Source organism: Hydrotalea lipotrueae, assembly GCF_019249625.1.
Lineage (GTDB): Bacteria > Bacteroidota > Bacteroidia > Chitinophagales > Chitinophagaceae > Hydrotalea > Hydrotalea flava.
Map to the genome: position 1 here is coordinate 64,839 of NZ_JAESDL010000014.1, position 14,514 is coordinate 79,352.

General features: G+C 36.7%; 13 protein-coding genes. 11 read left to right on the forward strand and 2 right to left on the reverse strand.

Going from position 1 to position 14,514, the window contains the following annotated elements; all coding sequences use genetic code 11:
* Positions 1 to 67 precede the first annotated feature (67 nt).
* From lepB to JK139_RS09660, 8 genes are all read left to right on the forward strand, one after another.
* A complete protein-coding gene (gene lepB / locus JK139_RS09625; RefSeq protein ID WP_218331178.1) occupies positions 68 to 1,603 on the forward strand; it encodes a signal peptidase I in 1,536 nt (511 codons plus the stop codon).
* Between the two features lie 99 nt (positions 1,604 to 1,702).
* On the forward strand, positions 1,703 to 2,182 hold the full coding sequence (locus JK139_RS09630) for a cytidine deaminase (protein WP_218331179.1): 480 nt from the start codon (positions 1,703 to 1,705) through the stop codon (positions 2,180 to 2,182).
* A 379-nt stretch (positions 2,183 to 2,561) separates the two neighbouring features.
* Positions 2,562 to 3,857, forward strand: a complete 1,296-nt coding sequence (locus tag JK139_RS09635; RefSeq protein ID WP_218331180.1) for an aminopeptidase P family protein — start codon at positions 2,562 to 2,564, stop codon at positions 3,855 to 3,857.
* Between the two features lie 27 nt (positions 3,858 to 3,884).
* On the forward strand, positions 3,885 to 4,655 hold the full coding sequence (locus JK139_RS09640; protein WP_074421081.1) for a CDP-alcohol phosphatidyltransferase family protein: 771 nt from the start codon (positions 3,885 to 3,887) through the stop codon (positions 4,653 to 4,655).
* Positions 4,652 to 4,924: a phosphoribosylformylglycinamidine synthase subunit PurS gene (gene purS / locus JK139_RS09645; protein ID WP_074420570.1), complete on the forward strand. Its 273-nt coding sequence runs from the start codon at positions 4,652 to 4,654 to the stop codon at positions 4,922 to 4,924. Before JK139_RS09640 ends, purS begins: the two co-directional genes overlap by 4 nt.
* A 7-nt stretch (positions 4,925 to 4,931) precedes the next feature.
* The gene (rsmI, locus tag JK139_RS09650; protein ID WP_074420569.1) at positions 4,932 to 5,639 is read left to right on the forward strand and encodes a 16S rRNA (cytidine(1402)-2'-O)-methyltransferase; all 708 of its coding nucleotides are present in this window, start codon (positions 4,932 to 4,934) and stop codon (positions 5,637 to 5,639) included.
* A 32-nt stretch (positions 5,640 to 5,671) separates the two neighbouring features.
* A complete protein-coding gene (locus JK139_RS09655) occupies positions 5,672 to 6,118 on the forward strand; it encodes a PepSY-like domain-containing protein (protein ID WP_074421082.1) in 447 nt (148 codons plus the stop codon).
* Positions 6,119 to 6,246: 128 nt separating this feature from the next.
* A complete protein-coding gene (locus tag JK139_RS09660) occupies positions 6,247 to 8,190 on the forward strand; it encodes a M1 family metallopeptidase (RefSeq protein ID WP_074420234.1) in 1,944 nt (647 codons plus the stop codon).
* 44 nt (positions 8,191 to 8,234) lie between these two features.
* On the opposite strand, the gene rsmG is transcribed toward JK139_RS09660, so the two are convergent.
* Both rsmG and JK139_RS09670 read right to left on the reverse strand, forming a co-directional pair.
* On the reverse strand, positions 8,235 to 8,867 hold the full coding sequence (rsmG, locus tag JK139_RS09665; protein WP_074420233.1) for a 16S rRNA (guanine(527)-N(7))-methyltransferase RsmG: 633 nt from the start codon (positions 8,865 to 8,867) through the stop codon (positions 8,235 to 8,237).
* A gap of 25 nt (positions 8,868 to 8,892) precedes the next feature.
* Complete coding sequence (locus tag JK139_RS09670) at positions 8,893 to 10,017, reverse strand: glycosyltransferase (protein WP_074420232.1); 1,125 nt, start codon at positions 10,015 to 10,017, stop codon at positions 8,893 to 8,895.
* Between the two features lie 141 nt (positions 10,018 to 10,158).
* Here JK139_RS09670 and tgt point away from each other — a divergent pair, with 141 nt between their 5' ends.
* The 3 genes from tgt to JK139_RS09685 all read left to right on the forward strand — a co-directional run bounded on the left by tgt (position 10,159) and on the right by JK139_RS09685 (position 14,410).
* Positions 10,159 to 11,298, forward strand: coding sequence for a tRNA guanosine(34) transglycosylase Tgt (gene tgt / locus JK139_RS09675; protein ID WP_074417675.1), 1,140 nt, complete (start codon positions 10,159 to 10,161; stop codon positions 11,296 to 11,298).
* Between the two features lie 457 nt (positions 11,299 to 11,755).
* Entirely contained in the window at positions 11,756 to 12,859 is a 1,104-nt protein-coding gene (locus tag JK139_RS09680; RefSeq protein WP_074417676.1) for an LptF/LptG family permease, read from the forward strand.
* A 228-nt stretch (positions 12,860 to 13,087) separates the two neighbouring features.
* A complete protein-coding gene (locus JK139_RS09685) occupies positions 13,088 to 14,410 on the forward strand; it encodes a citrate (Si)-synthase, eukaryotic (RefSeq protein ID WP_074417677.1) in 1,323 nt (440 codons plus the stop codon).
* Positions 14,411 to 14,514: the final 104 nt, after the last annotated feature.

Here is a 14,514-nt window from a genome sequence, read left to right on the forward strand (position 1 = left end):
GCAAATCACATCATCATACAAACCAATGTATTACTGATGCATGATTTACTGTAACTAAAATATATTTATGGGTATAACATTATTTATTATTGGAATTATTGGCTGGCATGTAGGTATGTATGGTATGTTTAAAAAAGCAGGTATTGAAGCTTGGAAAGCATTTATCCCATTTTACAATACCTGGTTAATTACAGAAAAATGTAACATAAAAAAATGGTGGTTCTGGTTACAACTTATTCCCATTGCCGGGCAGTTCATTACAATATGGATTACTATTATTTTTACCATGTATTTTGATAAGTTTAATTTAATACACCATACGCTGGCGGTTTTTCTGCCCTTTATTTATTTTCCATATTTAGGTTTTTCGAAAGATGTGCGTTGGGTTGGCGAAAAAGCAGTAAAACAATACAAAAAATCGGTTGCACGGGAATGGATTGATGCGGCAGTATTTGCTATTGTGGCAGCTACCATCATCCGAACTTTTGTATTTGAAGCCTACGTAATTCCAACCGGTAGTATGGAGAAAACCTTAATGGTGCACGATTTTCTTTTTGTAAACAAAATGGCCTATGGCCCAAGAATTCCGGAAACGCCTTTATCTTTTCCTTTTGTGCATAATATTATGCCTTTCAGTGAAACAACCCCATCTTATTTAAAATGGATAGAATTAAAGTACATGCGCCTGCCGGGTTATGTGCCCATTAAAAGAAACGATGTAGTAGTATTCAATTTTCCTGAAGGTGATACCATTATTAATTTGCCCGGTTATGGTTCTGCCCAACCTTATTATGATTTTGTTAGAAGACAAGGAAGGGATGCAGTATGGCAACAATTTGGAGAACACATTTTAGTACACCCGATGGATAAAACTGATAATTACATTAAACGTTGTGTGGGTTTGCCGGGCGATACTATTCAGGTAAAAGAAAGTGTGCTGTATGTAAATGGGCAAAAGGCTATTCAGCCCGAATATTCGCAAACCACTTTTGTGGTGAAAACCAAGGGCAGACCACTTGATTTTGATATATTGAAAACCCAGTATAATATTGATGTGCGCAACGATGAAAAAACAGATCAACTACATGATGATTTGCAAAACATGTACCGGCAAAGTGGTGCCTATTATATGCCCTTAACACATAACGATGCCATGGCATTACAAAAAATACCCGATGTGTTATCAGTGGAGCGTTTCGTAATTCCTTTCGATTCTTCTGAAGCTGCCTACAGCATATTCCCTTATCAATTATCACGTGGTTGGGGTGTAGATAATTATGGTCCATTATATATTCCTAAAAAGGGTGCAACTGTTACGCTTACAACCGAAAACATTCCTATTTACAGGCGTTTGATTCATGTATATGAGCATCATAGCCTTGAAGAAAAAAATGGAACTTTTATTATCGATGGTAAACCACAAACGCAATATACCTTTCAATACAATTATTACTGGATGATGGGAGATAACCGCCACAATAGTCAGGACAGTCGTTTCTGGGGTTTTGTACCGGAAACAAATATTGTGGGAAAAGCATCACTCATTTGGTTTAGCTGGGATAATGGCCCCCGGTGGAACCGAATTTTTAAATGGATAAAATAGTTATCTTTATCCTCATATTTTTTTAAGTCCTTGTTACCTAAGTAACAAGGATTTTTTTATCGAATAAATTTAACCGCTTGAACCATAAAATATCTCGGAATGCAACAACAATATCAATTTAATTATCAGTTATTCCAACACATTCAGGAACTTTCTGAATCAGATGCACTTTTATTAGAAAAAGCAAGAATCAATACCAGTCTGGCTTATGCACCTTATTCACAGTTTCTTGTATCAGCAGCAGCCATGTTAAGCAATGGAAAAATAGTAACAGGAACCAATCAGGAAAATGTAAGTTATCCTGTAGGCATTTGTGCAGAAAGAAGTTTACTGGCATCTGCGGCAGCATTATATCCAAAAGCGCATGTGGTAACCATGGCCATTAGTTATCAATCGCTCAAAGGCAGTAGCAACAAACCTATTTCGCCCTGTGGTATGTGCAGGCAGGCTATTGTAGAACACCAAACAAGGTATCGGCAAACCATGCGTTTAATTTTAAGCGGACAAACAGGACTAATATTTGTAATTGAAAATGCAGCGGCCTTGCTGCCATTGGCATTTACCAGTAAAGAAATATAATGGAAGCCTAAAAAAGAGGAACCCCCGAAGAATCGGAGGTTCGATAATTATTTTGAAAAATTAACATTATGAATCAAAAGTACTGGGATACCTGTATACCTCATTGTTAAGAATTACAATTTCAGTATAATTTAATGGCTTTTAAACCACTATTCAGCATAAAGGTATCAATTATGTATTTTTTAATACAAAAAAAGCATAATATATTTTTGGTTTTAAATATATGTATGCAAAATGTGTAACGGTTTATAGCATCCATTCATGTAAGTGATGGTACAAACTATTGATTGAATTGCAGGATGTATAATCAGTAACCGTTCTATTTGATTGAATATTTTTTGGTATTAAAACTTTATCTTTCCACTTTAAATTTTTTTGTATGAAACACTTACCCTTGCCATCAAAACTATTTGAAGAAAATCGGCAACGCTTCATCAAGGCCATGCAACCCAACAGTATCGCCATATTTGTTAGTAATGATGCTTTCCCATCTAACGGAGACGCCTTACATGTATTTAAACAAAATAGTGATTTGTATTGGTTAAGCGGTATTACGCAGGAAGACTCAATGGTTATTTTATATCCCGATAATTCTGAAAAAAAATTTCGTGAAGTGCTCGTTTTGGTACGTCCGAATGATTTGAAGGAAAAATGGGATGGTAAGCGTTTAAGAGAAGCAGAAGCCCGGGCAATTTCCGGAATGGAAACTATTGTGTGGGCCGATACTGTTGATGCGCTATTGCAAGGTTGGATTCATGCAGCAGATACCATTTACTTAGATTCAAATGAAAACGATCGGAAAGCTTCCTTAATTCGCAGCAGTGAATATCGGTTTATTGATGAAATGAAGGCACTCTACCCATTACATGAATACAAACGGGCTGCTAAAATTTTAAAACAGTTACGCAGTATTAAAACAAAAGAAGAAGTAGCAGTAATTCAAAAAGCTATTGACATTACTGAAATTACTTTTAGAAGGTTATTGCAATTCATAAAACCGGGTGTTACTGAATATGAAATTGAAGCAGAAATTTATCATAGCTTTTTAAGTAACCGCGCAGAAGGCCCTGCTTACCATAGCATCATTGCCAGTGGCGATAATGCCCGAACATTACATTATGTTTTCAATAATCAGGAATGTAAAGATGGGGATTTGGTATTGATGGATTTTGGTGCGGAATATGGGGGCTATTGTGCCGATTTAACCCGTACAGTTCCTGTTAATGGTAAATTTACCAAACGTCAGAAAGAAGTGTATAATGCCTGTTTACACCTTCATAATTACGCTAAATCTATTTTAAAACCCGGAATACTTTTGGCAGATTATCACAACAAAGTAGGAGCGGAAGCCACCAAACAGTTTATAAAAATTGGCTTACTATCCAAAGCCGATGTAAAAAATGAGGATAAGAATAATCCCGCTTATCGAAAATACCTGTATCATGGCATCTCACATCATTTAGGAATTGATGTGCACGATTTGGCCAATAAACACCAACCGGTTACTGCCGGAATGGTATTTACCGTTGAGCCGGGTATTTATATTGAGCAAGAAAAAATGGGTATTCGTATTGAAAACAATGTTTGGATTACCAAAAACGGTAATACCGATTTAATGAAAAATATTCCTGTTACCGTTGAAGAAATTGAAAAATTAATGCATATTAAAAAATAATATTTATATAGCTTTTATACAGCCATTATGCGTAAACAAATTCCCAATGCTTTTACAATATTGAATCTGCTTTTTGGCTGTTTTGCCATTGTAGTAATACTGCAACCGGGTTTAATGTTAAGTGTAGATGAAACCGGCCAGCAAACTATTGAAATACCACAAAAAATTTACTGGGCTTCTGTTTGTATTGGTGTGGCTGCATTGGTTGATTTTTTGGATGGTATGGTAGCACGTGCATTGAAAGCCAGTTCAGAAATGGGGAAACAATTAGACTCCTTAGCCGATGTGGTAAGTTTTGGAGTGGCACCCGGCATGATATTGTTTGAATTTTTAAAAAGAGCCTACGCAGCTCAACCCAATGGATTAGATGTTTCCATTCTTTGGTTATTGCCTGCTTTTTTAATACCCTGTGCCGGAGCATATAGATTAGCAAAGTTTAACATTGATACAACACAAACGCATTATTTTAAAGGCGTACCCATTCCGGCAGTAGGTATTTGCATTGCTTCTTTTCCGCTTATTTATTGGTTTTCGAATACTGCCTGGATGATTGAGTTAATGGTGAATAAATGGTTTTTATACAGTTGTGCAGTTGTATTGAGTTTTTTGATGGTATCAAAAATGCCTGTAATGGCATTAAAATTTAAAAAACTTTCTTTTGCTGCTATATGGCCTTTCATAATTATTGTTGTTGTTGCAGTGGTGAGTGCATTGTTTTTAGGATGGATGGCTGTGCCGGTTAGTTTTATCGCTTATGTAGTTTTATCTTTGCTTTTAAAACAAAGGATAGTATCATGATATACCATGTTCAAATTAAGGTAATGCCTTTAAAAGATTTATTAGATCCACAGGGAAAAGCCGTATTAGGCGGTTTGCATAATCTCGGCATACTGGCGGTAAACGATGTAAGGGTGGGCAAACATATTACCCTGCAAATTGAAGCTGATTCTGAGAATACTGCAAAAAGTATTGCTGAGGAAGCCAGTAAAAAATTATTGGCCAATCCGGTAATGGAATTTTATGAAATTGAAATGATTCATTCAGGCATAAATAAAAAATTTTTATAAGCCGGCTATGGATGCTGAACAACAATTGCAACGAACCAACCAATCCGTAAGGCTCTATCTTGTACCAACCCCCGTCGGCAATTTAAAAGATTTTACGTATCGCTCCGTTGAAGTGTTGCAACAGGCAGATGTTATTTTGTGTGAAGATACGCGCACCTCTTCCCGCTTACTGCAGCACTATGGCATTCAAAAACCGGTATCGCCATATCATCAGCATAATGAACATAAAATAGTAGACCATTTGGTTACGCAAATGCTATCGGGTAAAGTTTTTGCATTAATTACCGATGCGGGTACGCCAGGTATTTCCGATCCGGCTTTTTTACTGGTGCGGGCCTGTGTGCAGCAGCAAATTCATGTAGAGTGTTTACCCGGAGCCACAGCTTTTGTTCCTGCATTGGTGGTAAGTGGTTTACCAACCAATCGGTTTGTATTTGAAGGTTTTTTACCACCTAAAAAAGGAAGGCATACTTTGCTTTCCAAGTTGGCTTTGGAAGAAAGAACCATCATACTGTACGAAAGTCCAATGCGATTGCAAAAAACATTACTTGAATTAATCACCTATTTCGGCGCTGAACGCCAATGTTCAGTAAGCAGAGAAATTTCTAAAATGTTTGAAACCCATGTGAGAGGTACTTTACAACAAGTGCATGATTGTTTTCAGCAACAAGTTGTAAAAGGCGAAATTGTTATAGTAATTGGAGGTATATCCTGATAACAATATTTTATTCAATTAAAACATTATCCATGAAACGTATTATGAGTTTTTTATTTGTTATTGTATTGTTGAGTTCGGTTCAAGTGCAGGCTCAATTTCGTAAAATACCGGCAGAGGTAACTGAAGCCTTTACTACACAATTTCCACATGCCACCAAATTGAGTTGGAAAGATAATATTACCAACTTTCAGGCAAATTTTAACAATGGCGATACGTTGATGCAGGTAAAATACAATAACAAAGGCCAATGGTTAGAAACCATTTCAAAAATGCCATACGACCAGTTGAATGATGCCATAAAAGATGGATTTGATAAAAGCAAATTCAACGATTGGGAAATTGTATTGGTACAGAAAATAACTTCATTAAACAATGAACTGCTTTACAGGATAGAAGTTCGTAAAAATGCATTTCGCAAAACCTTTCTCTATTTTAGTCAGAAAGGTCAACTTCAAAAAGATATACCGGCACTGTAAATTTTATTTGTAATAAAAATTTTACCTTGCCCAATAGCATTCATAAATTGAAAATGATTTTAATTTTTTATAAGATGAGGTTGAGTTTCTGTTAGAACATTCATTGATTTTTTAAAATTTTACGGCATATGATGAAACAATTTTTAGCCATTCTATTCATTGTTGGCATTGCACAGCAAGCTTTATATGCACAGCCCGATCGCTGGCAGCAACATATTTATTATCAAATTGATGTACGTATGAATGTGGTAACCAACAGGTTTACCGGTACTGAAAATATTGTATACACCAATAATTCACCTGATACTTTGCATCGTGTGTTTTTTCATTTATACTGGAATGCGTTTCAACCCAATAGTAGTATGGATGTTAGAAGTAGAGAACTGGGTAAAATTGCTACCCGCCAGGATCGCAATGGTAACCCCATACCTGATTGGGATGAAAGAGTGAAAGATCGAATCAGTAAACTTGAACCAAATGAAATTGGGTATGATAGTGTAATCAGTATTGTTATTAATGGTGTAGAACAAAAATTAATTTATCATGAAACCATTTTAGAGGTGCCTTTATCTACTCCAATATTGCCTAACAGTAAAACCAATATGAAGGTAGTGTTTAAGGCGCAGGTGCCCATTCAAATTAGGCGTAGCGGACGCGATAATGCTGAAGGTGTGCGTTACAGCATGAGCCAGTGGTATCCTAAAATGGTAGAATATGATTATCAGGGCTGGAATGCCAACCCTTACATTGCCAGAGAGTTTTATGGCGTATGGGGCAATTTTGATGTTAAAATTACCATTGATAAACATTATATGGTGGCTGCTACGGGTATATTGCAACATCCTGATGAAATTGGTTTTGGCTATGAAAAGCCGGGTATAAAAGTTCCGGAGCACAAGGGCAATACCATTACCTGGAATTTTATTGGTAATAACGTGCACGACTTTGTGTGGGCTGCAGATCCTGATTACAGGCATTTATCTAAAAAAGTTAGACCAGGGTTGGTATTAAATGTTTTTTACAAAGCAGGAGATGCTCATACTGACAGTGCCTGGAACAATGTGCTATGGTCGGCAGAAAAAGCACTACCTTATATTGAAAAACGTTTTGGCGCTTATGCCTATCCACAATATTCTTTTATTCAGGGTGGCGATGGGGGTATGGAATATGCCATGGCTACTTTAATAAAAGGGTCTGGTTTGGGTACTGTTTTTCATGAATGGATGCATAGTTGGTATCAGCACATGCTGGGTACCAACGAAAGTTTATATCCCTGGATGGATGAAGGTTTTACTACTTATGCAGCCTCTGAAGTGATGGCATGGTATAACCAGAATATTGCACAACAATCGCCTTATACCAGCATTCCCGTTAAAAATTATATTAAAAACAGAGTAATGGAAGATGTTGAAAAGTTGCCTAAAAATCAATATGATAGCTATATGGGGTATTTTGCCTTAGCCAGAAGTCCTTATGAAGAACCCATGAGTACACATGCCGATCATTATAATACCAACTTTGCCTATTCGTTGGCTGCATATAGTAAGGGGGCAGTTTTTCTTGAACAATTAGGATATATTATTAGTGATAGTTTGCGAGATAAAGTTTTATTGGCATACTACAATACCTGGCGGTTTAAACATCCCAATGCCAATGATTTTATAAGAGTAGCTGAAAAAGTTAGCAATATTGAGTTGGAATGGTATAAAGAATATTGGGTGTATACTACCAAAACAATTGATTACGGCATTGGAGATATTAATGTAGTGAATGGCAAACCACAAATAACTTTAAAACGTATTGGCAAGATGCCCATGCCCATTGATGTATTGGTAACTTATAAAGATGGAACCAGTGAGCTGCATTATATACCCATGAGCCTGATGTATGGTATAAAGCCTGCTGAAGATACAATACCCAGAATTATACATGAAGAATGGCGCTGGACACATCCTGAATACAATTTCACCATCAGCAAAAGTATTCGTGATATTAAGAGTATAGAAATAGATCCTACACAGCGTATGGCCGATGTAAACCGTAGCAATAACAAATTAGTAATACCTGAATAATTGATTGGATTGCATAGAATAGGAGGCACATAAAAAATTGCTTCCTATTTTTTTACATGTACTATATATTTTTCCTGAAAATAGGGTTCAGGAAAAATATCATAAATGCTGTATAGAGAGGGGCGGGTTAAACTTTCTGAAATTTCCTGATGCAAATCACCGCCTTTCAGACATATTAAGCCATTTGCCAAATTATCGGCAGTAACGGTATTCCCTTTTTTAAGGAGTGGTTTACTCCATTGCCATAAGTCTTTCAATGGTGCTACTGCACGGCTTATGGCAAAATCAAATTTTCTGTTTTTAATTTGTTCTGCACGGGTATGTTGTGTAGTTACATTATGAATTTGGGCTCCTTCACAAACAGCCTGTACTACAGTAAGTTTTTTAGCAATACTGTCTACCAAATGAAAATGAACATCGGGAAAAAATATGGCTAAAGGTATTCCTGGAAACCCGCCACCGCAGCCAATATCTATTATTTCCATACCCGAATCAAAATTGGTAATGGTAGCTATACTTAGTGAATGTAATACATGGTGTAAATAAATACTGTCTATATCTTTTCTGGAAACAACATTTATTTTTTCGTTCCATTCTTTATAAAGAGGCGCCAATGCCATAAGCTGATGCTGCTGTTGAGCTGTAAAATCAGTAAAATATTTTAAAATATTATCCATACAATAAAATTATGGAGCATTCAAATTAGCTCCATGTTTTTTTCGGCTTTTTCCATAATGCCGGGAAAAATAATATATAATAAAAAAACATCCAGATATCAAACAACAAATACATGGGCCATAAATCTTTTTCGTTTAATTTTTTCATGGCATTAAAATAAATAATACCCTGAATCAATAAACGTAATCCAAATACAGCCAGTGTTAGCCACCAGTTAAACAAAATAATACTGGCTGCTAATAATGGATAAATCCAAAAAAAACTAAAAGTATACAATCCCAGCCAGAATTTATGTTTGGCTTTATAATATTTAGAAGTAGAATAATGCCTGTTTTTTTGTTTCATCCAGTCACTCCATTTTTGTTTTGGCTCACTCAATGTAAAAGTATCCGGATCAATCACTACTGCGGTATTGTTTTTCCTGGCTACTTTATTAATAAATAAATCATCATCTCCTCCGGGTATCTGATTCATGGACGAAAAACCTTTGGTTCTAATAAATACATCCCGCTTATAACTTAAATTTCGCCCAACACCCATATACGGCATGCCGGCCAAAGCATAGGAAAAATATTGCAGTGCGGTATGAAATGTTTCAAAACGGATAATTTTATTCAGTAATCCCGGTTTTTTATGATAGGCTCCATAACCCAATACAATTTCAATTCCATCATCATAAGCAGCCTGCATTTTTTGAATCCATAATTCGCTGGCAGGAACACAGTCTGCATCAGTCAGTAAAAGGTATTCATAACGGGCGCTTTTAATGCCCATCGATAATGGGAATTTTTTACCGGCAATGAGTTTTGCTTCCTGCGTCAGTTCTATGTGATGAATATGCGGAAATGCTGCTTTTAATTCATCTAAAATATATTTTGATTCGTCGGTTGAATTATCATTCACTACAATTATCTCATGTATGGCATTGTATTCCTGTACCAGAATGCCAGGTAGGTTTTTTACCAAATTAGCTGCTTCATCTCTGGCACAAACAATAACAGAAACGGGTTTTTCTGCCTGCTCTGAAAAATCTTTGTTTTTATAAAATGCAGTTTTGCTAAATAAAAATAAATAATATAAAACTTGTATGGCAATGCAAGTGCAGAATGCAACAAAAATAAAGAAAGGTAAGGGTAAAGGTATTGTCATTATGCAAAAATAGCTTTCCCAATAACTTGCTTTAGTTGGTTGAACGCTTTGTGGATAACAATTGCTTAACCTGTAGTTATTTACAGGCAATCTGTATAATCTTGTTTTAAAAAACGGCCATACACTTATTTTTGCAAACTTATGCCGCAACTTCAATTTAGTATTCAGGAAACAGATGTTGCCTGTGCTGCCCGTGCCGGTACAATCATTACTGATCATGGTAGTATTCAAACTCCTATTTTTATGCCGGTTGGAACGGGTGGGTCTGTTAAAGCCATTACGCAGCAACAATTGCAAGATGATATTCATGCACAAATTATTTTGGGCAACACCTATCATTTGTATTTAAGGCCTGGAACCGATATTTTACAACAAGCCGGTGGATTGCATAAATTTATGGGTTGGAACCGGCCAATCTTAACCGATAGTGGTGGTTATCAGGTGTTTTCATTGGCTACCCAGCGAAAGATTAAGGAGGAGGGTGTTACTTTTCAATCGCATATAGATGGCAGCAGGCATCTTTTTACACCTGAATATGTAATGGATATACAACGCAGTATCGGGGCAGATATTATTATGGCTTTTGATGAATGTCCGCCTTATCCTTCTGATTATGCATATGCAAAGAATAGCATGGAGCTTACACATCGCTGGTTGGATCGGGGTATTGCCCGGTTAGCCGAAACCCCCGACTTATATGGCTATACACAAAATCTATTTCCCATTGTTCAAGGCGGTACATTCAAAGATTTACGAACTGCTTCCTGTGCATACATTGCGTCAAAGCAGGCTGCGGGTAATGCTATTGGAGGATTATCTGTAGGGGAACCTGAAGAGATGATGTACGATTTTACTGCTTTATGTTGCTCAATTCTGCCTTCAGAAAAACCACGATACCTGATGGGGGTAGGAACCCCCTGGAATATTTTGGAAGGAATTGCTTTAGGAGTGGATATGTTTGACTGTGTAATGCCAACCCGAAATGGCCGGAATGGGATGCTTTTTACCTCAAAAGGTATTATTAATATTAAAAATAAAAAATGGGCTACCGACTTTTCGGTTATTGACGATGGTATACCCGCATCCATCAGCAATTATTATTCAAAAGCATACTTGCGCCACTTATTTGCAGCAAATGAAATTTCAGCTTTGCAAATTGCCAGTTTACACAACCTTTCATTTTATTTATGGCTGGTTGCTGAAGCACGTACACAAATACTGCTGCGTAACTTTAATCCATGGAAGCAGGAGATGGTACCAATCCTAAAACAACGCTTATAAAATCATCATTCCATATGGAATGTAGTATTGGGGTTTCATAAAATTGTAACCGAAATTATACATATAAATTTTTTAAAACAAATGTGAACAATTGAAATACTAATTCATTACTTATCCACCAACTCTTCTTTTGTTTTGTATTCCGGCAAAATAAAATTAGTTTCATACTACATTACTAATCTGTTACCTGTGAAATGCATTTCCCCCTACATCCATTTTAATGGATGTTTTTTTCTCTGCTGCCGTCCATGGGGTTTAACAGCTTGTTGCCCATTGGTATATTTTCTCCCATTATCTTTGTGCCCATTGTTATTTGTATTACATCAATAAATTGATATTGGTGATGAATCAAAATCATTTCAACAATAATTGGAAACAATTACAGTAAATGAGTTGATTTTAACCTACACCCATTGCAAAAGCTTTAGTGCTTGTTTGTGCGGAAAATTAGAAAAGTATGAAAAAGATAGACTGGTATATTATTAAAAAATTTTTGTCCACCTTCTTCTTTTCCATTTTTTTATTTACCGTAATTGCCGTTGTTGTTGATATTAGTGAAAAGGCCGATGATTTTGCCAAATCAGGGTTAAGTGCCAGAGCCATAGTAAGCCAGTATTACTTTGGATTTGTTCCCTATATTCTTGCATTACTCTTTCCATTATTTATATTTATTGCAGTTATTTTTTTTACTTCCAAAATGGCCGGCAGAAGCGAAATAGTGGCTATTTTGGCCAGTGGTACTGCTTACAATCGCTGGTTGCGGCCTTATTGGATGGCGGGTATTCTATTGGCGGGTATTCTATTGGTTTCCAACTTATACATCGTTCCAAAAGCCAATGTTATCAGAGGAAATTTTGAGGCCAAATACCTTGATCCCAATTCTTCCTATGAAAACCTTACCAAAAGCAGAAACGGCAGTGGTAGTGATTTTTATATGAAAGTAGATTCATTTACCTATGCCGGTATTTATAATTATGATACCATTAGCAAAAGAGGTGGCCCCATTTTTTTAGATGAAGTTCGGAACAACCAAATGGTTAAAAACACCCGTGCAGAAGGCATTTCATGGGATACCCTTACCAAAAAATGGAAATTGGAATATGTTATTGAACGTGATATATTACCACTGGGTGAAAATGTAAGAATGCTGCCTGCATTGTATAAAAATTTAAACTTTACTCCAGTTGATATTCGACAGGATAAGTACACAAAAGATAAATTAACCTCGCCGCAATTGGCCCATTTTATTAAACTGCAGGAATTACGAGGTGCCGAAGGATTAAACGAACTAAAAGTAGAGGCAGGCAGAAGGTATGCCACGCCAATAACCGTTATTTTATTAACCCTGATTGGTGCTATCGTTGCCGGCAGAAAAGTGCGTGGCGGCAGTGGCTTGCATTTAGCCGTAGGATTTGTAATTGCTGCTTTATTTATTATTACAGATAAATTTTCAACCATTTTTTCAACCAAGGGCAACTTGCCCCCTGAAATTGCCTCCTGGATTCCTAATATACTGTTTTTATTTGTTGTGTTTTATTTATACCGCAAAGCACCCAAGTGATTCCGTTTATCAATTTCTTGTTATAAACAGGCAACTTACTGTTATTTGTTTTGTTACAACAATGAAGTTCTTTTACCTTTATAGCCGCTAATTATCATATTAAGGGTAGCAGTAAATTGCTAATTGTAATTCAACCATTATTGCTTAGCCACAATGCTGCATTTTTTTAAACAGGACTTGGCCAAATATTTTTAAATTAATTTTTAATAGAATATAAAATGTTGCACCATGGGAATTATTAAAGAGCGGTTTAGATTAAAAGCCGAATCTGCCAATGCAGAAATTAAAGATCTTTTAAAAGATCATGGTAATAAAAAAATTGGAGAAGTAACCCTTTCTCAAATATATCAGGGTATGCGCGGTATTACCGGATTGGTTTCAGAAACCAGTTTATTAGATGCGCAGGAAGGTATCCGGTTTAGAGGCTACTCTATTCCTGAATTGCAGGAAAAATTACCCAAAGTACATCCAAACGGAGAGCCCTTACCTGAAGGCTTATTTTATTTGATGTTAATTGGTGAGCTTCCTGGTGAAGAAGATGTGCAGCACGTTACCAATGTTTGGCAACGGCGCAGCCATGTACCTACACACGTGTTCAAAGCAATTGATGCATTACCATTGTCTACCCATCCAATGACGATGTTTGTAGTAGGTGTTATGGCCTTGCAAACAGAAAGTGATTTTGCCAGAGAATATGCAAAAGGTATCAATAAAAAAGATTATTGGAATCCGGTATACGATGATGTGATGGACCTGATTGCCCGGTTACCTCGTATTGCTGCATACATATACAGGCGCAAATACAAAAATAAAGAGCACATTGAGCCGGATGGACTGTTAGATTGGGCAGGTAATTTAGCCCACATGATGGGTTTTGAAGATGAAAGCTTTAAAGAACTGATGCGTTTGTACATGACCATTCATGCTGACCATGAAGGCGGTAATGTAAGCGCTCATGCCACTCATTTGGTGGGTAGTGCCCTTAGCGATCCTTATTTAAGTTATGCTGCAGGTATGAATGGATTGGCTGGTCCGTTACATGGTTTGGCTAATCAGGAGGTGATAAAGTGGATTTTTGAAATGCAAAAAGAATTGGGTACCGATAATCCATCTAAAGAGCAAATTGAGGAATATGTGAAGAGAACTATTGCTGATGGGAAAGTGGTTCCGGGTTATGGTCATGCCGTTTTACGTAAAACGGATCCACGCTTCACTGCACAAATGGAATTTGGCAAAAAACATATGCCCGATGATAAATTAGTAAATACGGTATGGAAAATTTATGAAACCGTTCCGCCAATCCTGCAGTCAATGGGCAAAATTAAAAACCCATGGCCCAACGTAGACGCCCACAGCGGCGCATTATTGGTGCATTACGGTTTGGTAGAATATGAATTTTATACGGTTTTATTTGCAGTAAGTCGTGCGTTGGGTGTATTGGCCAATTTGTGTTGGGACAGGGCATTGGGTTTCCCATTAGAACGCCCGAAAAGTGTAACTACTAATGCCATAAAACGCTGGTTAAAAGGCGAAGACGAAATTTGGGATTAATATTGTATCATACCATTTCTTACACATTACAATATTTGATTGAAAGGGAAACAATAATGGATGCAAATATTTTAGTAAACATGTTTGCCCGTTGCGTGGCAAGC